General features: G+C 48.3%; 24 protein-coding genes and 1 pseudogene. 11 read left to right on the plus strand and 14 right to left on the minus strand.

Annotation, left to right across the window (positions count from 1 at the left end):
* Nucleotides 1–81 precede the first annotated feature (81 nt).
* From HOJ95_01450 to HOJ95_01460, 3 genes are read right to left on the minus strand one after another with little or no spacing between them, the layout of a single operon-like run.
* The gene (locus HOJ95_01450) at nucleotides 82–801 is read right to left on the minus strand and encodes a hypothetical protein (GenBank protein ID MBT6393347.1); all 720 of its coding nucleotides are present in this window, start codon (nucleotides 799–801) and stop codon (nucleotides 82–84) included.
* 56 nt (nucleotides 802–857) lie between these two features.
* Nucleotides 858–1,223: a carboxymuconolactone decarboxylase family protein gene (locus HOJ95_01455; protein MBT6393348.1), complete on the minus strand. Its 366-nt coding sequence runs from the start codon at nucleotides 1,221–1,223 to the stop codon at nucleotides 858–860.
* A gap of 36 nt (nucleotides 1,224–1,259) precedes the next feature.
* The gene (locus HOJ95_01460) at nucleotides 1,260–1,511 is read right to left on the minus strand and encodes a hypothetical protein (protein MBT6393349.1); all 252 of its coding nucleotides are present in this window, start codon (nucleotides 1,509–1,511) and stop codon (nucleotides 1,260–1,262) included.
* Between the two features lie 406 nt (nucleotides 1,512–1,917).
* Between HOJ95_01460 and HOJ95_01465 the strand changes: the two genes are divergently transcribed.
* The 6 genes from HOJ95_01465 (at nucleotide 1,918) to HOJ95_01490 (ending at nucleotide 7,299) form a co-directional block, all read left to right on the plus strand.
* Entirely contained in the window at nucleotides 1,918–3,654 is a 1,737-nt protein-coding gene (locus tag HOJ95_01465; GenBank protein MBT6393350.1) for an iron ABC transporter permease, read from the plus strand.
* A gap of 128 nt (nucleotides 3,655–3,782) precedes the next feature.
* On the plus strand, nucleotides 3,783–4,826 hold the full coding sequence (locus HOJ95_01470; GenBank protein ID MBT6393351.1) for an extracellular solute-binding protein: 1,044 nt from the start codon (nucleotides 3,783–3,785) through the stop codon (nucleotides 4,824–4,826).
* Nucleotides 4,827–4,921: 95 nt separating this feature from the next.
* Nucleotides 4,922–5,788, plus strand: coding sequence for an MBL fold metallo-hydrolase (locus HOJ95_01475; GenBank protein ID MBT6393352.1), 867 nt, complete (start codon nucleotides 4,922–4,924; stop codon nucleotides 5,786–5,788).
* A gap of 3 nt (nucleotides 5,789–5,791) precedes the next feature.
* A complete protein-coding gene (locus tag HOJ95_01480; protein MBT6393353.1) occupies nucleotides 5,792–6,208 on the plus strand; it encodes a DNA-binding protein in 417 nt (138 codons plus the stop codon).
* A 14-nt stretch (nucleotides 6,209–6,222) separates the two neighbouring features.
* Nucleotides 6,223–6,618, plus strand: coding sequence for a carboxymuconolactone decarboxylase family protein (locus HOJ95_01485; protein MBT6393354.1), 396 nt, complete (start codon nucleotides 6,223–6,225; stop codon nucleotides 6,616–6,618).
* Between the two features lie 63 nt (nucleotides 6,619–6,681).
* On the plus strand, nucleotides 6,682–7,299 hold the full coding sequence (locus HOJ95_01490; protein ID MBT6393355.1) for a nuclear transport factor 2 family protein: 618 nt from the start codon (nucleotides 6,682–6,684) through the stop codon (nucleotides 7,297–7,299).
* A gap of 69 nt (nucleotides 7,300–7,368) precedes the next feature.
* On the opposite strand, the gene HOJ95_01495 is transcribed toward HOJ95_01490, so the two are convergent.
* Together HOJ95_01495 and HOJ95_01500 are read right to left on the minus strand one after the other, a co-directional pair.
* Nucleotides 7,369–7,662 carry a hypothetical protein gene (locus HOJ95_01495; protein MBT6393356.1) on the minus strand — a complete coding sequence of 98 codons (294 nt, stop codon included), beginning with the start codon at nucleotides 7,660–7,662 and terminating at the stop codon, nucleotides 7,369–7,371.
* The gene (locus HOJ95_01500) at nucleotides 7,649–8,686 is read right to left on the minus strand and encodes a hypothetical protein (GenBank protein ID MBT6393357.1); all 1,038 of its coding nucleotides are present in this window, start codon (nucleotides 8,684–8,686) and stop codon (nucleotides 7,649–7,651) included. Before HOJ95_01500 ends, HOJ95_01495 begins: the two co-directional genes overlap by 14 nt.
* A 424-nt stretch (nucleotides 8,687–9,110) precedes the next feature.
* Between HOJ95_01500 and HOJ95_01505 the strand changes: the two genes are divergently transcribed.
* Nucleotides 9,111–10,148 (plus strand): zinc-binding dehydrogenase, encoded by a 1,038-nt coding sequence (locus HOJ95_01505; protein ID MBT6393358.1) that lies wholly within the window; start codon nucleotides 9,111–9,113, stop codon nucleotides 10,146–10,148.
* A 97-nt stretch (nucleotides 10,149–10,245) separates the two neighbouring features.
* Here the strand turns inward: HOJ95_01505 and HOJ95_01510 are convergent, their stop codons facing one another.
* A complete protein-coding gene (locus HOJ95_01510) occupies nucleotides 10,246–10,662 on the minus strand; it encodes a carboxymuconolactone decarboxylase family protein (GenBank protein MBT6393359.1) in 417 nt (138 codons plus the stop codon).
* Nucleotides 10,663–11,401: 739 nt separating this feature from the next.
* On the opposite strand from HOJ95_01510, the gene HOJ95_01515 reads away from it, so the two are divergent.
* Nucleotides 11,402–11,596, plus strand: a complete 195-nt coding sequence (locus HOJ95_01515; protein MBT6393360.1) for a hypothetical protein — start codon at nucleotides 11,402–11,404, stop codon at nucleotides 11,594–11,596.
* Between the two features lie 669 nt (nucleotides 11,597–12,265).
* Here the strand turns inward: HOJ95_01515 and HOJ95_01520 are convergent.
* Complete coding sequence (locus HOJ95_01520) at nucleotides 12,266–12,718, minus strand: helix-turn-helix transcriptional regulator (GenBank protein ID MBT6393361.1); 453 nt, start codon at nucleotides 12,716–12,718, stop codon at nucleotides 12,266–12,268.
* 215 nt (nucleotides 12,719–12,933) lie between these two features.
* On the opposite strand from HOJ95_01520, the gene HOJ95_01525 reads away from it, so the two are divergent.
* Complete coding sequence (locus tag HOJ95_01525; protein ID MBT6393362.1) at nucleotides 12,934–13,302, plus strand: hypothetical protein; 369 nt, start codon at nucleotides 12,934–12,936, stop codon at nucleotides 13,300–13,302.
* A 218-nt stretch (nucleotides 13,303–13,520) separates the two neighbouring features.
* Complete coding sequence (locus HOJ95_01530) at nucleotides 13,521–14,078, plus strand: carboxymuconolactone decarboxylase family protein (GenBank protein MBT6393363.1); 558 nt, start codon at nucleotides 13,521–13,523, stop codon at nucleotides 14,076–14,078.
* A 61-nt stretch (nucleotides 14,079–14,139) separates the two neighbouring features.
* On the opposite strand, the pseudogene HOJ95_01535 reads toward HOJ95_01530, so the two are convergent.
* Nucleotides 14,140–14,229, minus strand: a pseudogene (locus HOJ95_01535) (short-chain dehydrogenase).
* Nucleotides 14,230–14,671: 442 nt separating this feature from the next.
* Between HOJ95_01535 and HOJ95_01540 the strand changes: the two are divergent.
* Entirely contained in the window at nucleotides 14,672–15,442 is a 771-nt protein-coding gene (locus HOJ95_01540) for a glucose 1-dehydrogenase (protein MBT6393364.1), read from the plus strand.
* A gap of 97 nt (nucleotides 15,443–15,539) precedes the next feature.
* On the opposite strand, the gene HOJ95_01545 is transcribed toward HOJ95_01540, so the two are convergent.
* The 6 genes from HOJ95_01545 to HOJ95_01570 all read right to left on the minus strand — a co-directional run bounded on the left by HOJ95_01545 (nucleotide 15,540) and on the right by HOJ95_01570 (nucleotide 20,732).
* The gene (locus tag HOJ95_01545) at nucleotides 15,540–16,373 is read right to left on the minus strand and encodes a carboxymuconolactone decarboxylase family protein (GenBank protein MBT6393365.1); all 834 of its coding nucleotides are present in this window, start codon (nucleotides 16,371–16,373) and stop codon (nucleotides 15,540–15,542) included.
* A 100-nt stretch (nucleotides 16,374–16,473) separates the two neighbouring features.
* Nucleotides 16,474–17,244, minus strand: coding sequence for a fumarylacetoacetate hydrolase family protein (locus HOJ95_01550; GenBank protein ID MBT6393366.1), 771 nt, complete (start codon nucleotides 17,242–17,244; stop codon nucleotides 16,474–16,476).
* A gap of 63 nt (nucleotides 17,245–17,307) precedes the next feature.
* A complete protein-coding gene (locus HOJ95_01555; GenBank protein ID MBT6393367.1) occupies nucleotides 17,308–18,231 on the minus strand; it encodes a fumarylacetoacetate hydrolase family protein in 924 nt (307 codons plus the stop codon).
* Between the two features lie 148 nt (nucleotides 18,232–18,379).
* The gene (locus tag HOJ95_01560) at nucleotides 18,380–19,291 is read right to left on the minus strand and encodes a hypothetical protein (GenBank protein MBT6393368.1); all 912 of its coding nucleotides are present in this window, start codon (nucleotides 19,289–19,291) and stop codon (nucleotides 18,380–18,382) included.
* A gap of 80 nt (nucleotides 19,292–19,371) precedes the next feature.
* The gene (locus HOJ95_01565; GenBank protein MBT6393369.1) at nucleotides 19,372–19,758 is read right to left on the minus strand and encodes a cupin domain-containing protein; all 387 of its coding nucleotides are present in this window, start codon (nucleotides 19,756–19,758) and stop codon (nucleotides 19,372–19,374) included.
* Nucleotides 19,759–19,871: 113 nt separating this feature from the next.
* A complete protein-coding gene (locus HOJ95_01570; protein MBT6393370.1) occupies nucleotides 19,872–20,732 on the minus strand; it encodes a hypothetical protein in 861 nt (286 codons plus the stop codon).
* Nucleotides 20,733–20,797 lie beyond the last annotated feature (65 nt).

Genomic DNA, 20,797 nt, shown 5'->3' on the forward strand with positions numbered 1-20,797 from the left:
ATAGGCACCCAAGCTGAAGGAAATAAATATGAGCGCTGTCACAATATCAGCTTTACGCAATTTCATTCTACCTTATGACAATTATTGCACTGGTGGCCAGATACGTTCTCCTAAACTAGGAGAACTAGGTGAGTGAACCAGGGTGCTCACCGCTTTGCGCGAGCGAGGTATCTTCTCTGTATTGAAATTTTCTTTTAGCGAATCCATAGAAATCCACTCATACATGATGGCGTGCTTGGCCCAGCCGGAAACCGTAACCAAATTGCGCGCGCCAACACAACCTTTCATAACCTTCAATCTGGGCATCCTTTCCTGGGAATACCAGCAACCTAGTTCTTCCTCATTTTCAAGAGCATTGATATTGAAACTTCCCAGTTGAATGGCAGGGCCTGGCGTGAGACCTGGCGCTCGAGTATTTACCTCGGGACCGGCAATACGATGATGCTCCATGAATACATAAGAACGTGAATTCTCCCGCCTCCCGAGCATTTCTCGCTCATCGGACGTCATCTTTTCCTCAAGCTGCTCGGGACTGGGATTCAGAAAAACGGTCGGCTCAAGAGCACCAAAAAGCATCAAATATTGAATACCGGTGGGTACCGACTTATCGTCCGTATGGGTCAAGCGTCCTCTTAATGCCGCCTCACGCTCCTCCGTCACGATATTCTTGATGTGCGCCGCCCATAAATAGCCGGGCCGCTTAAGTACCCGGGGAAGATGGACCTCATGGAGCCAGGAAATATACTCATCTTTCCCCTCCTCGGAGATGTCATACCATGTCGCCCAGATTCCTCGGTCCATCTATCAACTCTCCTTTTTAAAAATGCCAATTAGGATTTTCTATTTATTTGAAAACCTTACTCGATGGCCTCAGGAAAAGTATCCGGCCAATTATCCAAAACTTCCTCCAGATATTTTTTAAGCTTTTCAGGATCCAAACGAGGACGGCCAACCGACTCGGCATTGAGCTCCTCATCAAGCGGCAACTTCAACGAGTCGTGATAACGATTACGCATGTTGAAGTAGCTGGCAACAAAAGTAAGCTCAACAAACTCCGCATCGGTGAAATGCTTTTGGACCTCCTCGGCCACATCGTCTCGATGTTTGGCGGTGTTCCTCGTCACGTGCTCTGCCCAGAGAACGGCCGCCTTTTCTTTGGGGGTAAGAAGGGGCGACTCCATATAATCGTCCGACCCTATGACGGCGACATGCTCGTCAGTCACTCCCAGCACCCGGCCGTGAGCGGTGTTGTGATGAAGTCAGTATTCGCACCCATTAATTAGCGTGGTCTTGATTACCGCAATTTCTTTAATTTTAGAAGAAAGGACGGTTCCCAATCCCTCGCGCATCAGAGTTTGAACAAAGGGATAAAAAATTCGAGCAAGAAACGGAGAATTTGCCGTCGCCTGGGTGGAGTTGCTTAGGCGGCTTTGAAAATTACCAAGTATGTTGAAAGTTTGGGCAATGTCGCCCTCGGTGCCTTCTCGACTGAGCAGCGGGACCCTGGACATCACCCCTCTCCCCCCATATTTTTATATTCAGGTGAATTACCCAGCAAATTCATGATTCTTCCTTTAAATCAAGACCACGTAGAGTTCTTGATAAAAAAATTTACGAATACCCAATCCGAATTAGGTTAGACAATCATGCGTGGGTTATTTATCATCATCTTAACACACCAAAATTGGTTACAGGAAGTGCGAATCAACTTTTGCGACTAGGGCAATACCAAGAGAGGCTCTGTCATCAGGTTTCAAGATAGTGTTTCTAGCTAAACTTTGAAAAATCGATACAAGAAGCCGCAATTTTCATTTCAATTACTTGCCTCGAAATAAGCGCAAGAATTTATCAGTCTTACAAAGCTGCTGAAAGTTTCGAAAATTACTTCGAGCTCCAGCATCTACAAAGGAAAGTAAATTGGCTATAGCGACATCAAGCGCCGTCAATCTAAGGACAACGCTTGCCGGGATGATCCAGGGCTGGCGCAACGAGGCTGTGCGCACATCCATCTTCATCGTCACCGCCCTCATCCTTGCTTTTTTTATCCTCTATCCTTTAGGTATCTTATTTAAGTGGAGCCTCGTAAATGAAAGCACCGGCGTCTGGTCACTGAATAACTATCGGGAATTTTTCTCCGATCCAGAATTGTATTCGGCGCTTCTGACCACACTAAAACTTTCAGTGGCCACCTCGATCGGATCACTCATCATTGCTCTCCCCATGGCGTGGGGTGTATCCCGGACGGACATGCCCTTGCGCGGGCTAGTGCGATCTTTGGTTGTACTGACCTTCGCTACACCAAGCTTCCTAATTGCTGTGGGATGGATCACTCTCTTGGGCCCAAGGGCAGGACGCATCAACCTATTCCTACAATGGATGTTTTCGCTTGAGTCCACCCCCTTCAACATCTTCAGTTTCGAGGGGTTGGTGTTCGCCCTCACGATGTTCGTCTACCCGTTTCTGTTTTTTTCGGTCGTCTCGGCTCTCGATAATATGGATCCGAGCTACGAACAATCCGCCCGCATCCTCGGGGCGAGTACCTTACGTGTCTCCCTCACCGTAACGCTCCCCATTGTGACGCCAGCCATTCTCTCCGGGCTGATCCTGGTGATTATCGAGAGTTTTGTCGTTTTTGGAGTTCCAGCATTTCTGGGCGCCCCTGTTCAAATAGATACTCTCTCAACCTTGGTCTATGGACTATTCTCGGACGATCCTCCCCGCTTCGATATGGCGGCAACGGCCGCCACGCCTATCGTGATCGTGACGGCGCTTCTCCTCGCTTTCCAGGCATTTTATTTAGGAAAGCGTCAGTTCGTGACTATCAGCGGGAAATCCCCCCAGCCCCAGCTAGTGGATGTGGGGAAATGGAAGTACGCCCTTTCGACCTACACGATTGGGGTGGTCTTCGTGGGAATCGCACTTCCGATGCTGGCACTTCTGGAGAGTTCACTTCTCTACGCCCAGGGACTTCCCCCAGTCTTGAGCAATTTGACCTTCGAGCACTACATCGCACTATTCACGGGAACAAGCATATTCTTCCGTGCCCTAAGTAATAGCTTTGTTCTGGCGATTGCCACGGTTGCACTATGTCTCTTCATCACGTTCGTTATGGCCTGGATTGTGGAGCGAACAACAGTGCCCGGCAGAGAAATGCTGGCTTTCCTCTCAACAATGTCGTTGAGTTTTCCGGGTGTAGCTCTTGGAATGGCGCTCGTGCTCGCTTTTTCGGCTGGACCGTTTCCACTTTATGGCACCATGTGGCTGTTCATCATCGGATATTTCATTAAAGGAACGCCCATCGCTTTTATGTTTGCCCGATCATCGCTCAAACAACTCAGTGTGGAACTGGAGCAGTGCTCGCAGGTACTTGGGGCCTCTTGGCTAAAGACGATGAGGAGCATCACTATCCCCCTGATGAAGAGTGGATTGCTCTCGGTTGCAACCTTGATTTTTTGTCTAAAGTTCCGCGACCTGGCCACCTCCATAATGCTCTACACTGCAGGGAACGAAACGATTGCCGTTCTTATTGTAGAGTTCATCGAAGATGGCCATACGGGCCCCTTAGGGGCGCTAGCTCTTCTTGTCCTTTGTATTAATCTGACTCTGGTCATGACATCAAAGAAGCTCGTGGGGAAAGGTGCCTTTCAAATGTAGCTATACGGGAGGATTAAAATTTCCGAGCACGTAACAAAACAGAGTGTTTTCAGATTTTCTTTTTTTAATCGGGAACGCTGATTCCAGGAAATGGACTCTGCGGTGCCCGGTAGCCGAAAGGAGAGAACATGAAAGAAATGAGAAATTGGATGATCGCCGCAACGCTGGCAGCCGTATTGTTGATGGGGGGATGGCCGAGCGTATCCGAGGCCCAGATGGGATACGATCCGAAACTCGTCCAGGCCGCAAAGGCAGAGGGAAACCTCGTAATTTACGACACCACCCGGCGCAAAGTAATGCAGAAACTGACGGCTCTTTACACCAAACAGTTTGGAATTCCAGTAGTGCATACGCGAAAACGCTCCAGCGGTATCGTACGAATGGTCGAAGCTGAACGACGCACCGGCAAGCCTCGTTGGGACGTCACCGGTGCGGGAGACGGGTCTGTGGTTCTACGTTGGCTAAAAGAGGGAGTCCTCACCCCCTACAACCCAACAAACTCAAAAGTTTTTTCCAAGAAAGTCATCAAGCTCGAAGGTTTTGTAAACTACATGTACCACAACACCTACGGGATCGGTCATAACACCAAAAAAGTCCCGTCTGCCGAAGCACCAAAGAGCTGGAAGGACCTGCTCCATCCCCGCTGGAAGGGGCGCATAGCCATGTCTCTTCCCAAGTCGGCCGGATCGCGCATCCTCATGGATGTTATCATACGAAAATACGGGTGGAAGTATTTTGAGGAACTTGCCAAGAACAAGCCTTTGATGGCGCCCAGCGTCCGTGCCTTAGGACCCCTCCTACTCAAGGGCGAGGCAGACGTAGTATTCCCAATATCGGATCGAGATCTTTTTTCTGAAAAAGAAAAAGGCTCTCCCGTAGATTTCATCTATCCAAGCGACCTTGTCCCTACGTCTGGCTCTTCAAGAGCACTGGGGGCAAAGGCTCCGCACCCGAACGCAGGAAAATTGTGGCTTGAATTTGTGCTTTCCAAGGAGGCACAGACCATCTTTGCCAGCAAGGGCTATAACACCCTTCGCCCTGACGTTCCACACATATATAAGCGGCCCGCAATGGAATCACTTAAGCTTGCGAAGCCAGATTTCGTCAATATGTCGAAAACTCGCAAAAAAAGAGCCAAAAAGCTTAAGAAAATCATGGCGGGGACTAAGTAGTAAACATACTCGGATATTAAGTCTTTCCCAATACCGGCCAGGAAACGAGGATTCGTTTCCTGGCCGGCGTTTCTTTTTTTCGGGGAGTTACGTGGATGCGCCACCTGACGAAACACCTGGTAGCAGAAACAGATTTTCTTTGGGCGAATGTTGGTGCTGGTATCACCGATGCCGGCGTGGTGCTAATAGATTGCCCCGTTCGGCCTTCAGATTCACGTCAATGGCAAAAAGAACTCCAAGCCCTCAGCCCAAAAGGCATCAGGTACCGCATTTCGACTGACTACCACGGCGACCATACCATCGGCTCTGCCTTTATCGAGGACGAGAGAGTCATTTCCGTTGCGCCCCAGCGCGTGTTTGAGGAGCTTTCCAAAACAGATGGAAGCTCTCTCACAGGCCGCGAAACCTTCATCAACACTATGAATGATATTGAAAAACCAGATGAGGCAAACGAAATTGCGGAAGCTGTGCTTCCCCTGCCCCAAGTGTGTTTTGAGAAAGGCATGACCCTCCATCTCCCTCCCCTGACGTTCGAAATTCATTGTTTAGGCGGCCATACCCCCGCTTGCAGTTCAGTGTACGTGCCCGAGGAGGGTGTAATCTTTACGAGTGATGTGGTGATCAACGAACCGGGCCCGGGCATGCGAGAAGCCATTTTTCAACAATGGATCAAGGGACTTGAGTGGATTGAGAGCCTAGACGTGGCTTATGTCGTCCCCGGACATGGAGAAATATGCGGAATTGAGGAGGTTAGAAAATTCAAGAACAATTTCGTGGAAATGTGGGGACTCATGAAAGATTTACTAGATAAAGGACGAGATAAAGAAACTGCCACTGCGGACACGGTATTCGAGAAATTCTTTTGGTCTGATACGTCGCGGGGCGAATCCTGGATAGAACACCGCAGACGGACCTTCCAAAAGGGTTTAGAAAATCTCTATACGGAAGTGAAAGGAGGCTAAGTGATGAGAGCAGAAGAAAAAAAATTGGGCCGCGTCTTCCATTTGGAATTCGATGAAGACGATGATTTCTACGAAGAGTTCAACCACTTCGTGAAAGAGAAGAACATTCGGAGTGCCTCACTCATTGTATTCGGCGCGATGAAAGAGACCGATATAAGGACAGGTTTCCGGGACATCATCGGCCCCTCGTCCCGCCGCCATTTTCACGACTGGCGCGAACTCATCGCGGTGGGAAATATTAGCTGGCCCGAAAAGCCCCCCGCCGTTCGAGGAGAGGAGGAATGGAGTGAACCCCAGCCTTATGTCCATCTCCATTTGGCACTTAGTGGAGGGCCCTATAAGCCCGATGAAATCTTGGTCGGGCACCTGAGTGCTGGAATAGTGAAGGGAATGTTCGCTGAAATTCATGAATTTGTGTAAAAAGGGGGCCTTTTATGGCTGTAGATCGAAAAAAAAGAGGGTTAGAGATCAACATTGGGTGTATGGGTGAGGGAAAGCGCCAGACATTGGAGCGAATCCGAAAATTGGTCCCGGCCTACCCCGATTTGGTAGATGAATTTTGTTGGGGCACGGTCTGGGATCAGCCCGGGCTTGATAAAAAAATGCGCTCGCTCATCACCATTGCTGTTGCCACCGCCCAGGATCTTCCCAAAGAAGTGGGTCTTCACACAAGGGGCGCACTGAATCACGGCGCCACACAAGAAGAAATCACCCAGGCAATCATGCAGTGCGTGCCCTACACTGGAATTCCCAAGGTGAATCATGCGTTCATCGCTGCTATGGACGTTTTTGACCAGTGGGATGACCACGACGAGTGGAAGGCTAAATAGCAGATATTTTTGTGACAATGCAAATACCTGACAACAGACTTTTTTAAAGGGACGAAATATTCAATGGTTGACGAGCGAAAGCTTCAAGAAAACATGGACAGGAATGAGATCAAAGATGTTCTTTCAATAGTGAATTACGCGAGGGACACGGGTCTCTGGGAGGACCTACGGGAGTGCTATCACCCCGACGCCACACTCACCACATCATGGTTCACCGGAACACGCGACGAATTCATTGAGGGCTCAAAAGGCCTAAAGATAGTCCGTCATGAGGGAGAGAGCCAAAAACACACGATTACTAATCCTTGGATTCACCTGAACGAAAACCGGGCCATGGCCGAGCATGAGTTGATCCTCTACCAAAGAAGAATAGTCGACGGGGTGGAGTTGGATTTCACGACCTGGAGCCGGGTTGTGGTCTTACTCGAAAAGCGAGACGGCACATGGCGGATCTGGAAACGCTCCAATATCTACGAAAAAGACAGGATGGACCCCTACAAGCCCCATGAAGTACCCGATTCATTTTATGATTCCATCAATCTAGAAGGATATCCGTCAGCTATCCGCTACCACTGTTGGCGGAATGCCAAAGTCGGCCACGAACCATCCCCAAATATCATCATCAAAAACAGCGAAGAAGAGAAAATGGCTCGAAAAGCGGCTGAAGATTGGATTTCATGACAATATTTTTTTTGGCACGCCTAACCCCGACAGCGGGCAGTTGGTTAACCTAATTAATTTTCCTAAGTGCTAGACGTGCTCACCCTTTTCGGCGCTTTGGATAATATTGAGGCGATCATAAAGACGAAGAAGCGCATCAGCGGCAGAGCCGTCTAGTGATTCGATGAAGTTTTTTAATTCTCGTCGCTGTGGACCACTTTCTAGGCGCCTGGCCCACCTTTGGCTTTCGGGGTCAGATGCCTTTAGGAATCCCTGGCGAGTTTCTTCAACCCATGCGTCAAACGCTTCGGCTTCATCAAGAAGATCGTCAAATTTATCTTGCATGGATTCATACCGATTTTTGAATTCCTCATAAAGACTCAAGATGACGTTCTCCATTAATTATTCCGCTAGGCGTCTCTCCGCAGAAAAAACGCAAAATATTATCTAGGCCGGCTTTTCGATCAACCAAGCGATGACGATAAGACCCGCCGCCGTTATGGGGCGTCAAAACTACATTCGGCAATTGGATGAGCGGATTGGACTCCGGCAGTGGTTCCTCCCTATAGACGTCCAGGCCAGCCATGGCTATCTGGCCAGCCCGTAGCGCCTCAACAAGCGCATTTTCATCTACCACACCTCCACGCGCCACGTTGATGAGGGTGGCAGTGGGTTTCATCTCCTGAAACTGCTTTTCTCCTATCAAATTTTCAGTTTCAGGCGTATGCGGCAATACGAGAATGAGAAAATCAACAGCGGCAATCAGGTCATCGAATGGTAGATAACGAACTTCGTGCCGCTCCTCGGTTTCTTTGGGATGGGGGGTGCGCTGGTGGTAGACCACATCCATCCCGAAAGCTCGGCATCGCTTGGCTATCTCCATGCCAATATCACCCATACCGATAACCCCCACAGTCGTCCCGTAAAGATCGTCAATTCCCTCGATTTGTGCCCAGTTGGGTTTGTAGTTCCATTGATCCGTTTGGATGGGCTCGAGACCAAGATCGCGATAAGAGCCCTGAACAACGGAGCGATGTGCACGTAAAATATTTCTGGCACATGTGAGCATTAGCGCCATGGCGTGTTCGGCAACCGTTGCATTCCGGATGAGGGACAATGAGGCAACGGGTATCTTTCGCTCTGTAGCCGCTGCGACATCAATATTTTTACAATTCAAACCGTTCTTCTGAATAAATTTAAGGGAATCCGCAGAACGAATGACTTCACCAGAGAGATAATCTTTGTGCCAAAAAATAGCATCTGCCTCCCGAGCAAGAGAAGGCGGCACCTTTGGCCAATCTTCGAGGTATTCGAGAATTTCAAAAGGCTCAGAAGCTTTGTCGTTACGGACGCTATCAACAAAACGGCTGGATGAGGAATCCAGCAGGAGGCGTATAGACTTTTCCATGATGAAACTCCATGACACCCGAAAAATGAGGAGGTTTGGCTGTCGGTTTTATATACTGCCGAATTTTAAAAGGGATAACATTATAATGGGTGTGTCATATTGTTGAGATGATTTCAATCCATGGGGCAATTATCGAGGCGTATACTCTTCGTAATTAAATTTCACATAAGGAGTCAGAACGAATTGACAAGGCCCAATATCGCTACAACCATTTGATAGGATTGACATAAATCAACTGAACGACATGACTTCAGAGCCTTGGATACAAGGGATGAAAATGGATCGTAAGTTTGAAATAGGCAAAGCGCCACCGCATAATGTCAAGGACTCTTTTAAATAATGATAATTCGAAACTAAGAGATTTGCTTTCAAATTCAAGCAGACCCGAAATTAAATTTTTTTCTCTAATTTTGGAGGTGAACCGATGAAAGCGATGGTGTTGTACGGAACGAATGAATCATTTGTTCTGGAGGATCGCCCCATTCCCACCCCTGGACCAGGAGAGGCGGTTGCCAGGGTGCTGGCCTGCGGAGCTGGTCTCACTATTCACCACACGGTGGCTGGTCGTGTGCCTGTGAAATTTCCAATAGTCATTGGACACGAGATAACCGCTGAGATTGCAGAAGTAGGGGATGATGTCGATTGGCTGGCGGAAGGAGATCCGGTCACGGCCTATTATTACTTTACATGCGGGCGTTGCCGCTGGTGTCGCATTAACCGTGAAACCCTTTGCGAGAACATGAAAGGACAAGTCGGGCGACATATGGACGGCGGGTATGCAGAATTTATCAAGCTACCTGCTCAGAATTTCGTTAAAATTCCAGAGGGGCTAGATTACAAAAATTATCCCGCCGAAGTCGGTGTCATCAGTGACGCCATTGCGACACCCTATAAAGTGATTCGCCATGCCCGAATATCTCCGATGGAAAATGTGGCCGTAATCGGCGCAGGGGGCGGATTAGGGATACATATGGTGATGATGGCCCGCTGGGCAGGCGCAAGGGTCACTGCGGTGGATGTGATGCCCGAAAAACTAGAAAAATGCCGAGAGGTGGGAGCACATGAAATCGTGAACGCTTCCGAGGGGAGCATGACCGAAGCCTTGATGGATATTACGAATGGCCAGGGGGTGGATGTTGTTGTCGATTTTGCCTGCAGGGGATCTAGCATCGAGGACGGAATCCGGTCCCTGGCCAAAGCTGGCCGACTACTCCCTATGGCGGGTACGACAGCCACTTCTTTTCAATTCAATCCCAGGGAAATGCTTCGGAATGAAAAGCAAATCATGGGGAGCCGCTTTGCTACTAAACAAGAAGTGATCGATTCACTCGATCTGGTAGCACGCGGAGACATTTGGCCGCTCGTGACTGAAACTTTTTCGCTTGAACAGGTAGACCAAGCACACGAGCATCTAGAGAAAGGCTCGATAATGGGACGTGCCGCCATTGTGATGGATACCTAAAATCAAATTATCCAAAACTTCACAATTAAAAGGCAATAGACGCACCTGTCCCTATCGGCGCAAGAAAATCTTCATAATCCAGTTTTACGTATTTAGATTAATCGGCTTCTGATTCAGCCGGTGCCTTGTTATCCATGCGCTCGAAAGCCCGTTTTGCTGCCTTTAGTGCGTGGTTAGTCTTTGGCAGTCCGATGTAGGGCGAGCACTGCACGATAGCCTCGATGATTTCCTCACGCGTGAGTCCCACGTTAAGGGCTCCCATAGTGTGGTCTTCCACCACCTGCGGAATGTTCTGGGTGGCACCCGTTACGATGACGATGATTTCCCGCGTTTTGAGATCAAGAAGCGGCTGATTCCAAATCATTCCAAAACAGTATTCTATGATGGATTCTGCATATGCTGGAGAGAGTTCCGCCCAATTGTTTTTCGAACTCCCGTCGGAATTGTAAATCCCTAATTTGTGTCTAATTTCCATCGCTTTTTCAACTCGTTCAGCAGATTTATCCGCGCACATTTCATTCTCCTCGTTTAGTGTGAACTGACATTTGTATTCCAATTAAAATACCATTTACATCGACCTGCCCATAAATCCATTTGTATCGATATCGTCTTACAATAAAATATCTGAACCTTGTGATATCCGCGCATAATCTATTCGACCTAATTCCTCATCTCTCTCTCCTGATATTGGAAGAAATTCATTCTGAAGGGGAATATTTTCGAACACCAAAGCTTAGCGAGATCGGTGGAAATTAGAAATAATAAAGGTCAATTCCTAGTTGCCATTTCGATTTCCCTGAAAACATTACAAATACCATGCCGTGAATCGATCAATTGACTTCGATGATACTTTTATTCTAATGGGGGGCCAACTTTACAAGAACTCTTCCCTCATTCGAAAAGCGACTTACATAATGACATCATTTCTGCCCCGCGTTGCCGGGCTAGCGACTTTCGAACGAAGCATCCAATTACAATGACTCTATCTCCGGTCAGGCGCAGGCTCATTTCCTTACTTGGGATAGAGGTTAGATAGGTACGAGCCAGAAATTTGCGGGCGGCAAAGGAGCCTTTCACCTAAGGCGTCCTAAGCGGCCAATTCCATGATTTTTAGATTAATTTTCATCTTTAAGCTCATATTTTTAGGATAACTTCCGATAAGTTGAGATAGGTAAAGCCCGTATGAGGATGTGAAGCGTATTAAAATAAATTAGGTACACAAACAAGTCATTTTCTCAGGAGGGGGAAGTGCTGTGGCTGATGCAAATCTCATTCTTGCCGTTGCACAAGGCCGGAGACCTCCACAGATAGTCGGAGCCGTGGCGAGTGGGCGTTCCCACGTAGCTCAGCTCTCAGCAAGTCACCAGATGGTGGACGAGAGGGTTTTAGGCGTCCTTGCAGCCGTGAACACACTCCAAAGCCCGTACGGAATCGATATTTTAGCCTAGATCTAAATCTTCAATCTGGCGCATTGCGTCATTCTTATTTTCAATCTTGTTTGTTCTGAATACATCGCGCACATCTAGCGACAAACCTTGGTTCTAGATTAGTTCTTTTCCCACATGCCACTCTCTTTCAAACTAAAGAAATTGTCCGGCCCCTCAAGAACCTCCAACCAAACCCCATCGATAAATTCCAAGTTGGGGTAGTTCATCATTTTCCTACCTCCATCGAATTCGTCCCAATTCCCTTCTTTTCTCGATACAGAAGTAGCGGACGACTCATTTAAATCTAAAAGCTTAATCGTTGAATCATTTTTTATTTTTGAAGACAAAAATAGGTGAGAGGCTGGGAACTCTCACCTAGTGGCTGATGGAAATGGGGAAGGTATTCAGGAAGGTTGTTTAATACAGTATCCAGCATAAACTTGGTAGGCTCTCGCCACTACCTATTCAAAACAATCCTTAGCTTCTGATATTCCCATAAATTATCCCACAAGAAATTTAACTCCAAATTAAAGGCATATGCTTGTGTACATATCCTACCAGATTACAACTTAGGCATCGACGATTCTCATTATTCCAGAATACGAAGAGCCGAAAATGCCCAGATATATCCTATGTCTCTCAGCTTCCAAATGACACATACGCCAAAACACATTACATGGAGTTAGGCTATTATTTATTTCCTTTCAAACTCTTTTCGATCGTCTTAAGATCACCACCAACACTTAGCAAAGTTTTTTGAGTCTGCTTGATAAGCTTCAGGAAATTATCTTGCCTGCCAAACAAATTGTCTCTTATCGCAGCTTTCATCTCTCCAGTTCCAAATATAACCCAATCGCTCGATACACTATGTTTCCGTTTGAGATACTCAAGAACGGAAAGTGGTATCTCCGTCATCCCCTTTTCGTATTGAGAAATAATCGCTTGCGAAACTCCCATATCCTTTGCTAGTTCCGTTTGCTCAAGTCTAAGAGACTTCCTGATCGCCCGGAGACGCTCTCCAATTTCTTGCTTTCTTTTTATCGGAAGCGTGTTTTTCATTTCTCCACCCTCTCTTTGTTGTAGATGCTTATCTTCATTTCCAACGCCCGCGGCAACCCTTTTTTTGAAGTTTTGAAGTGACAATTGTCCTCAGAGTCACCAAAAAACAAGTAATCTAAATTCAAGAGAACTCTATTTGATATATGAATTTAAGTTGTCAGAATACTGTCTCGGAAGTGTCACGATCTTGTCATTTTATAATTTATACAGCGTTACATTAATAATACTGAATAGAATGAAGGGATATTGGGGGGGGGGAGGTCAAAACAACGCCAACTGATGTCTACAGGATTACGGTTTTGATCGCCAAATTCACAAAATTTATTGCAGAAAACACCGAGGCCCCCACCCTGCGTAAAGCCGCTCTCGACGTAGTCCTTATTCCTGCTACAGGGAAAAAACCCTCCGATGCAGTGAAAATGGTATATGCCGCCCGGAAACAAGTGAATATCCTCCGAAAACAACGGGGCTTGAAGCCGGTCAAGAGGTATAGCCGCGAGGACGGAATGGTAACGCCCGCGATAGTGTTCATCAACACGGGATTCGTACTCGACGGGCTAGCTGAGATTGCAACGAAATTCGATTCCAAAAAATCGGCGGGAGATCTTTACGACGTCAAAATATATAAAAACAAGACACCGAGCGATGTATACGCCTCGGCCGACTAAACCGCTAGGCTTCTCGCCGTCTTGCTGGGAAACGGTTAATACCCATAAATAAATCAGCTACAAAAAAAGTGGGGCCTTGGCCTCGCCTTTTTTTATTCGAAAGCTGTTGTGCAGGTGACGATGTTTCTTGAACTTTCCTCCCTCGCCCTCTTCGTTGCATAATCAGGCATTCGCCATCGACAGGGATAGATTCCCTAAATGCTTCGGGAGAGAACCTAATGAGCCGTCTAACAGAATTGTCCGTTGGAAAATTCGATAAAAGACAACGCCAACTTTACGATAAAATAGTATCCGGAAAGCGTGGAGAGGAAAGATTCAGCGCGCCGTTTCACATCTGGATTCGTAGCCCCGATTTTTTGGAACGTCTCGAAAAAGTGGGCTCCTATCTAAGAGGAGATACCCCTCTCCCGCCCCGTCTGATCGAGATGGCGGTTCTCATCACAGCCCGCTTCTGGACCGCCCAGTACGAATGGTTCGCACACGTGCCATACGCAATTAGGGGAGGTCTTGATATGGAAATTATATCGGCCATAGCCAAGCGACGACGACCCGAAAACATGAAGACCGATGAGATAGCTTTGTATGACTACTGCACCGACCTGCATGAAAAGCACGCCATTAGCGATGCGGTCTACCAGGCAGCACTTAAGCAATTTGGCGAACAAGGCATGGTCGATCTGACGGGACTCATCGGCCACTACACCATGGTGTCGATGACGCTGAACGCCTTCGAGGTGCCCTTGCCTGCCGGGGCCGAGCATTCACTTTCTGAATAAGAGTCCACGCCCCCCTTCAAGCGAGCCCTCGCAATGTAATCATGGCCAATGAAGCCATTGTCTCGGCGGCCAGGGAAATAGCCGAGGCACGCCCAATCCCGTGGCTGCCACCTGTCACCAGTGCTGTCTTGTCCTTCAATCCTAAATCCATTTCTTACGTTTCCCCTCAAGAATATACGTTTATCCCGCTCATATCCCCTCCACCAGAGAACCAGAAAAAAGAGCAAACCTGCCAATTTCCATAAATTCAAGAGAATATACTAGTAAAGTGCCATATTAGATTGTTCAGGAGAAGTGAACCCGCAATACAAGGCATACAGCGCTCTATTATATCTATTCAATAACAATTAGAATTTTTTTAAAATAAGCTAGGATGGCGAATGATGACTTCTACTCCATTCATCATACTTCACTTGAGGAATCCCTCTTTGATTGGAAATACTTATTCATCACGATGAGCTCTCCCCATCCAAGAGGGTATAATGTAGAATAAATTTTCAAATTAGAAACAAAAAAATGTTTAATAATTCTCGATTTGTTCAGGTTTATAGAAAAACAGCGACAGATCTTCATTGCCGCAGGAGACGGAATCAATGACTATCAGAAATTTATTTGATTTAACGGACGAGGTCGCGTTGGTAACTGGCGGGGCTGGCGCCATTGGCTCTGAGGTCGCAAAAGGTTTAGCCGCCTTTGGCGCGAATGTCGTCGTCGCTGACATTGATTTAGAGGGCGCAGAGAAAGTGGCCCACCAGATTGAACAATTAGGCCGAAAATCGTTGGCAATAAAAGTTGATGTGAGCCAAAAACAAGAAGCCGAGCGCTTGGCCCGTTCCGTGAAAGATTCTTTCGGCACCATCGACATTTTATTCAACAATGCAGGGATCATGCGGCGCTATTCTGCCGAGGAATTTCCGTTACCTGAATGGGAGGAAGTTATACAAGTGAATCTGACTGGGATTTTCCTCGTTGCACAAGCTGTAGCCAACACAGCCATGATTCCCCAAAAATCTGGAAAAATTATCAACACATCATCCATGCATGCATTTGTCGGCCGCAAGAAGGCCGCAGCCTACTCCGCAAGTAAAAGCGGAGTCATCGGACTGACCAAGGTGCTAGCCAACGACTGGGGCCCATACAACATCCGAGTAAACTCTCTGGCCCCAAGTAACCTCGACACCCCAATGACCGCCGCCGTGCTAAGCGACCCGGAGAGAAAAAAACTGGCGCTCTCAAGAACGCCGCTCGGAAGATTTGGGTTGCCCGAGGACCTGATCGGCACCGTCGTATTCCTTGCCTCGCGGGCCTCAAATTACGTTACAGGGCAAACAATCCTCGTCGAGGGAGGAAGATCGGTCGAGTGATCGTCAATACCTGTATTTCACCACTTTCCATCAAGCCACCTCTAGACCACTAGATACAGGGCATGCACATTTTATTTTGGTACTGGAAAGCGCACCGCTAAGCGTTTTCTTCCTTTTCTTTTCTTTCTTTAACAACCGTCATGAGAGATTTAATACCGACCAGCATGGTGGGGCCTCCGCATGGAAATTGCGCAGTCTGAAGTGCATCAAATATTTCTGCCTCGCTCGCGCCTGCCTTCATGGCCTGGCCCATATGGTTTCGGATGTACTTCTCACCCTCTATCCCAGGAATGCGAGCACAAAGGGCGGAAACAACAACGATTGACCTCATCTTCATGGGAAGAGCGCCTTCCCGCGTAACGTTATAGTTAAAAAAATCATGAGACCGGATAACCCAATCCCAATTGTGATCCATAATGTATTTATGCTCGGGAAGAACATACCCATGAACTTTTAGCTGATTTTCCTCTAAAACTTTCCTGTCTGTGTGAGCAGGTTCCACCTCCTCTTGTTCAGCGGCTTGCTGTGCCCCCTCATTGCTATCCACCGAAATTCCGTCTTCCTCAAGAACCTGGCGAAGGCAATTCATGCCGACGAGCACGGTCCCCTCGCCTGTAGGATGAATCGTACACTCGAAGGCCTCGATGAATTCTCTAGGGGTTGCACCCGCCTTGAGCCCCGCGCGAATGTGTTTTTTGATGTATCGTGCGTTCTCGGTTCCCGGCATGCGCACGGCAAAAACCACGGCGAAGATAATTTCCTTCATCTTTCTTGGAAGCGCACTATCCCGAGTGACATGAAATTCATAAAGCGCCTGGCGGCGACGAAGCCATCCCCAGTCGTTATCAATTAAAAATTCTTGTTCTGCGAGAATTTCCCCGTGAGTTTCACGCATTTTTTCCATAATGGCCTGCTTGTTCTTGAGTACCATTTCTCTTTCCTCCATGGAGAATGGGCAATGTCAATGTATTCTAAATTACGAAATTCATGAATCTACAACTCTCGTTACAAAATCTGAGCCATCACAGATCCTAATTTGGCGCCAGGACCTCATTGCGAAGAGTCCCTATGCCTTCGATTTCCACCTCAATGGTATCGCCCTCCTTGACGGGCGAGCGTCCCGATGGTGTGCCCGTCCAGACAACATCGCCCGGCTGCAAGGTCATGAACGCCGTCATGTGCTCGATGATTTCATAAACATCAAAAAGCATCATGCTTGTCCTGGCGTCCTGCCTCGCCTCGCCGTTGACCCGGCTCTTTATGCTCAAATCGGAGGTATCGAGATCGGTAACGAGCCAGGGGCCCAGAGGACCTGAAGTATCAAATCCTCGCGCCCGCGTAACGTTTTTGTCCTGACGAACAAAATCCAGGGCCCCAAGTTCGTTCCCACATGTGTAGCCAAGAATATAATCTTTCGCATCTTCCTTGGAGACGTTCCTCGCGCTTCGTTTGATGACCGTGCAAAGCTCCGCCTCTATATGTGGGTCTTCAGACGCTGCGGGATATCGGACCCCATCGCCCGGATTCGACAACGTGCTGGCAGGCTTAAAGAAAAAGCGTGGTGCCTCTCTCCTATCCTCAACCGTTGAGCCCTCTGCATTGGTCGCTTTTTGATAATTGATTCCCACGCAGACCATAATAGCGGGCTCGGCCGGTGCAAGTAATTTTACGTCATCTAGGCGGCAAAGGGCCTCACCTTTTTCAAACGCGCCATACACGCTTCCCGAAATCGAGAAAATCTGATCATGCTCCAGGGTGCCCCAATGGATCTCCTGCCTCCAAAAAAATCGAACTAGTTTCATTGGCTTTATTCCTTTCTTGGCTCTCAGGTTAGGCTCAACCGAGTTGGCTACCCCGCCTTACAGTTAAATCCGGGTGATTGTATCCAAATCGGCAGGACCGGGAGAGGGTTTTGGACCCGAAGGCGCTGACAAAGGCGACGCCTTTCGCGTGGGAGAAAATCCTTTGGCATGAAAACCTGTCTTCCCCATCCCTTCAATTTCGATCTCCAGGTGATCGCCATCCTTGATAGGCTTGCGTCCTACATGATAAGTCCCCGTGGCGATAACATCGCCAGGCTCAAGCTGGACGAAGCGGCTGGCCCATGCCACCTGTGCTGAAATTTTATGGGCCATGTATTCGGTATTATAGTTTTGAGCGAGTTCACCGTTCACCCAACTCTTTACATTGAGTTTGTACGGATCGGGTACCTCGTCCTTGGTTGTAACCCAAGGACCACAAGGGCCGTGGGAAGCCTGCCCCTTCGTGAGAAAGCGGGTATAGCGTGTAATTCCCCGAACCGATATATCGAAGAAAGGCACATACCCAAAAACATAGTCCATGGCCTCATTCACCGAGACGTTTTTCGCTACTTTCCCGATTACAAACGCCAGCTCCGCTTCGGGCTGAAATTCAATGATCTCGGGAATTTCCACCAACTCAATGGTGCCGCCTGGACCGAGAAGCGCCGGATCCATGTAGAAGAACTCCAGGGGAAGGTTATCCAGCGACCTTCCCGGCATATCTACGTAATTCAAAAATGCTCCCAGGCATTTGCTGGGCCTGGGAATTGGAGATAGGAGCTGTACGGAGTCCAAGGGAACGCCTTCTTCTCGACCGACAATTCGCTCGATATCATCTCGACAATCATCGAAGTTCGATATCACCTCTTCGATCGCTCTTTGCGCACCCTTCAAGTCACGGTGGCTTACCACCTCGCTCACATCCACAACCTTGTCGCCATTCTTTAAAATGCCAATATTGTCATCATCAAAACGGAGAATTTTCACAGCCGTCACCCAGGGATAGGTCAAGAGAGAAGAACTGCCGATGTAAAATTAAAAAACCACACAATCTCGATAATACCAAAACGGAAATGAGGGAGCAGACATAATCGCTGCCTGCTCCCCCGTTTCGTAGTCCTGACGATTAAACTTTTTAACTATCCAAACCTAGAATTGTGGCCGGATTTTTCTTGATCATCAAATCGATCTCTTCTCTTGTAACGCCCAGGTGCATGAGCATGTTGCAGAAAACGCGCATCCCCTCGGCAGGGCCAGGGCTGGTGTGCTGGCCGCCGTCGGTGATGATGGTGCAGTGCTCGGCGCCAACCTGCTTAACAATTTCGGCCCCATCTTTTGGATGCTGACCAGCGAAGAGGGGGTTGCAGGCATTGTATGAGATGTTTTGAAAGGCGCCCAATGCTCCGATGGCTTTCATGTGATCCATCGTAAAAGCACGATTTCCATTCGGGTGCTCCACCATGCAACGCTCGGGCTTGATGCCCATGGCAATCGCTGTCTCAAACAACTCAATAGTTTCCTCGGGGGAAATATGGCCGTTCGAGAGCACCAGATCGTACTTCTTCACCGCTTCAAGAATTTTTTGGAGATCGTCGGTAAATTCACTGGTGCCCGGATTATAAAGGCTGATGGGCTCGACCTCGCACCCGAATTGAAAATGCGTGAAAAGATGCCCCTGCTTGGGTTTGCTGAACTGGTGTGCCGAGTCCAACGTAGGCATCTGGACAACTTTGACGCCCTCGCCTATCGACATCATCACGCAGCGATAGCTCAAGCCGCCGTTGGGATGATTGCAAGCATGAAGGCTGAAAATCTCGAGACCAGGAACCGCCTTAGCAGTCAAGATGGCCTTGTGCGTAGTGGGGCGAAAATGGTCCTTGAACACAACGCCGCGCATACCCATTTCAACAGCCAGGCGGGCAATGTCTATGGTGTCACCCCAGCGCGCCACGCTGTCCGGCCCGGAATGGATGTGGACGTCAATCGCCCCTTCGACGAGGTCGTTGAGTTTCATGTTGGACCTATATTCTGTTGATTCACTTCCCATGATTACTCCTCCCAGTTTAAACTACAATCAAATCGATGGATGAAAAAACGACACAACAAAATTCTTAAGACCCACCCTAATTAAGAATTTTTGAACTCTGTCTTTGTGGCACCAAAAAAGCCAGGGAGGTAATCCACTTTCCCTGGGGAAAAAATCTGCAAATAGACCGCACCCTCGGGGCCGATTTCAACGCCGCCGTGGTAGACGTTCGGCGGGAAAAAAGCCATTTCCCCCGGCTCGACCCAACCCTCTTCATCACCTATCCGAAGACGAAGCTTCCCCTCCAGCATGAACATAACCTGCTCTTCGGGATGCCGGTGCGGATTCTCGATCAACTTACTACCCGCCTCCACCTCGCTTCGCACAATTGTCATCGCATCCGTGCAAAACACACGGCGCATTTTTCCTTTTCTTTTGCCGACAGTACCTTCGGTGCGAACGATATCACCCCATTTAATGAATCCCATGACCATGTTCCTTTCCCGTGCCTAGCACGCTACTCATCAACACTTTTCTTTTGAATATTTTTTGGAAAAAATTTATGTGTGAGCAAGTTGCAACTACTAGTTCGGAGCAATGGTTAAAAAGTCTTCTTTCTACGCCATTTTTTGGGACGATCACCCGGGAAGGTCAGGCCGCTCGAGTTCACTCCCAGTTTGAGAAACATCTTCGCTAAACTGATCGCACAAGAATAACCTTCAAGCACAGGAATCTCCCACCCCAAATCGGTCAAACCTTTCTGGACAAACGGTTGAAGCCAAAAGGAACCCGAGCATCCAAAAGTAATCACCTCGGCACCGTCTTCCTCTATGGCCTCGACGGCCTCTTTCACAGCTAGCTCAACGGCATCGGAATGCTCTCCGTTTAAAGCCTTTTTCTTCTCCTCACCAAGATAGACCTCTCCCGAGCAGCCAGGCCGGGGATGGTAGTAAGGAATATTGCGGATAGAGGCACAACGGCGATCAAAGCGATGCTGGTTCACCAGGTTGTAGTAGTACATATTATGAGATTCGGCAAAATCGATGACGCTAAACCGGTTGCCTAACATGGTGGCGGTGTGCATTTGAGAAAAAGCGCAAGAGGTCACCACCATGTCGAATTTTCTCGTAATTTCTCTGGACTCAAGAAATCCCGGTTCACCGCCACCCAGCAATACGATGGCATCATATTTACCGCTCTCACATATTTCGCGAACAACTTTGACGCGGGCGGCAGCGGCGAAACAAAACTCCTCGCGATTCTCCACCTGCCAGTCGCCGTAGGTAGCTATGGCGCCGGGGTGAAGGTCCCACTCCACATCTTCGAGGTGGTGCTTCACGTTGTCATAGTTCGCCAACAGTTTTTCTTTAGGCAGGCTCGGATCTGGCGGTGGCGCGAACCTGCTATCGGTCGGCATCTGAAAAGCAGCGACGAGTATTATTCGATACTTCTTATCAGGCATCACATCTCCTTTGTTGCCATTAAAATGGCCAAATTTAAAAGCTCATTGAATAGCTAACGAAAAAA

It is taken from the genome of Nitrospinaceae bacterium, assembly GCA_018669005.1.
Lineage (GTDB): Bacteria > UBA8248 > UBA8248 > UBA8248 > UBA8248 > UBA8248.

What these genes read in the sequence shown, in the direction of transcription:
- HOJ95_01480 (MBT6393353.1), top strand. Translation starts at nt 5,792, where the DNA reads ATGAGAGCAGAAGAAAAAAAATTGGGCCGCGTCTTCCATTTGGAATTC.
- HOJ95_01485 (MBT6393354.1), top strand. Translation starts at nt 6,223, where the DNA reads ATGGCTGTAGATCGAAAAAAAAGAGGGTTAGAGATCAACATTGGGTGT.
- HOJ95_01560 (MBT6393368.1), bottom strand. Translation starts at nt 19,291, where the DNA reads ATGGGAAGTGAATCAACAGAATATAGGTCCAACATGAAACTCAACGAC.
- HOJ95_01460 (MBT6393349.1), bottom strand. Translation starts at nt 1,511, where the DNA reads ATGTCCAGGGTCCCGCTGCTCAGTCGAGAAGGCACCGAGGGCGACATT.
- HOJ95_01540 (MBT6393364.1), top strand. Translation starts at nt 14,672, where the DNA reads ATGACTATCAGAAATTTATTTGATTTAACGGACGAGGTCGCGTTGGTA.
- HOJ95_01475 (MBT6393352.1), top strand. Translation starts at nt 4,922, where the DNA reads ATGCGCCACCTGACGAAACACCTGGTAGCAGAAACAGATTTTCTTTGG.
- HOJ95_01530 (MBT6393363.1), top strand. Translation starts at nt 13,521, where the DNA reads ATGAGCCGTCTAACAGAATTGTCCGTTGGAAAATTCGATAAAAGACAA.
- HOJ95_01510 (MBT6393359.1), bottom strand. Translation starts at nt 10,662, where the DNA reads ATGTGCGCGGATAAATCTGCTGAACGAGTTGAAAAAGCGATGGAAATT.
- HOJ95_01490 (MBT6393355.1), top strand. Translation starts at nt 6,682, where the DNA reads ATGGTTGACGAGCGAAAGCTTCAAGAAAACATGGACAGGAATGAGATC.
- HOJ95_01565 (MBT6393369.1), bottom strand. Translation starts at nt 19,758, where the DNA reads ATGGGATTCATTAAATGGGGTGATATCGTTCGCACCGAAGGTACTGTC.
- HOJ95_01550 (MBT6393366.1), bottom strand. Translation starts at nt 17,244, where the DNA reads ATGAAACTAGTTCGATTTTTTTGGAGGCAGGAGATCCATTGGGGCACC.
- HOJ95_01470 (MBT6393351.1), top strand. Translation starts at nt 3,783, where the DNA reads ATGAAAGAAATGAGAAATTGGATGATCGCCGCAACGCTGGCAGCCGTA.
- HOJ95_01570 (MBT6393370.1), bottom strand. Translation starts at nt 20,732, where the DNA reads ATGCCTGATAAGAAGTATCGAATAATACTCGTCGCTGCTTTTCAGATG.
- HOJ95_01450 (MBT6393347.1), bottom strand. Translation starts at nt 801, where the DNA reads ATGGACCGAGGAATCTGGGCGACATGGTATGACATCTCCGAGGAGGGG.
- HOJ95_01505 (MBT6393358.1), top strand. Translation starts at nt 9,111, where the DNA reads ATGAAAGCGATGGTGTTGTACGGAACGAATGAATCATTTGTTCTGGAG.
- HOJ95_01500 (MBT6393357.1), bottom strand. Translation starts at nt 8,686, where the DNA reads ATGGAAAAGTCTATACGCCTCCTGCTGGATTCCTCATCCAGCCGTTTT.
- HOJ95_01545 (MBT6393365.1), bottom strand. Translation starts at nt 16,373, where the DNA reads ATGGTACTCAAGAACAAGCAGGCCATTATGGAAAAAATGCGTGAAACT.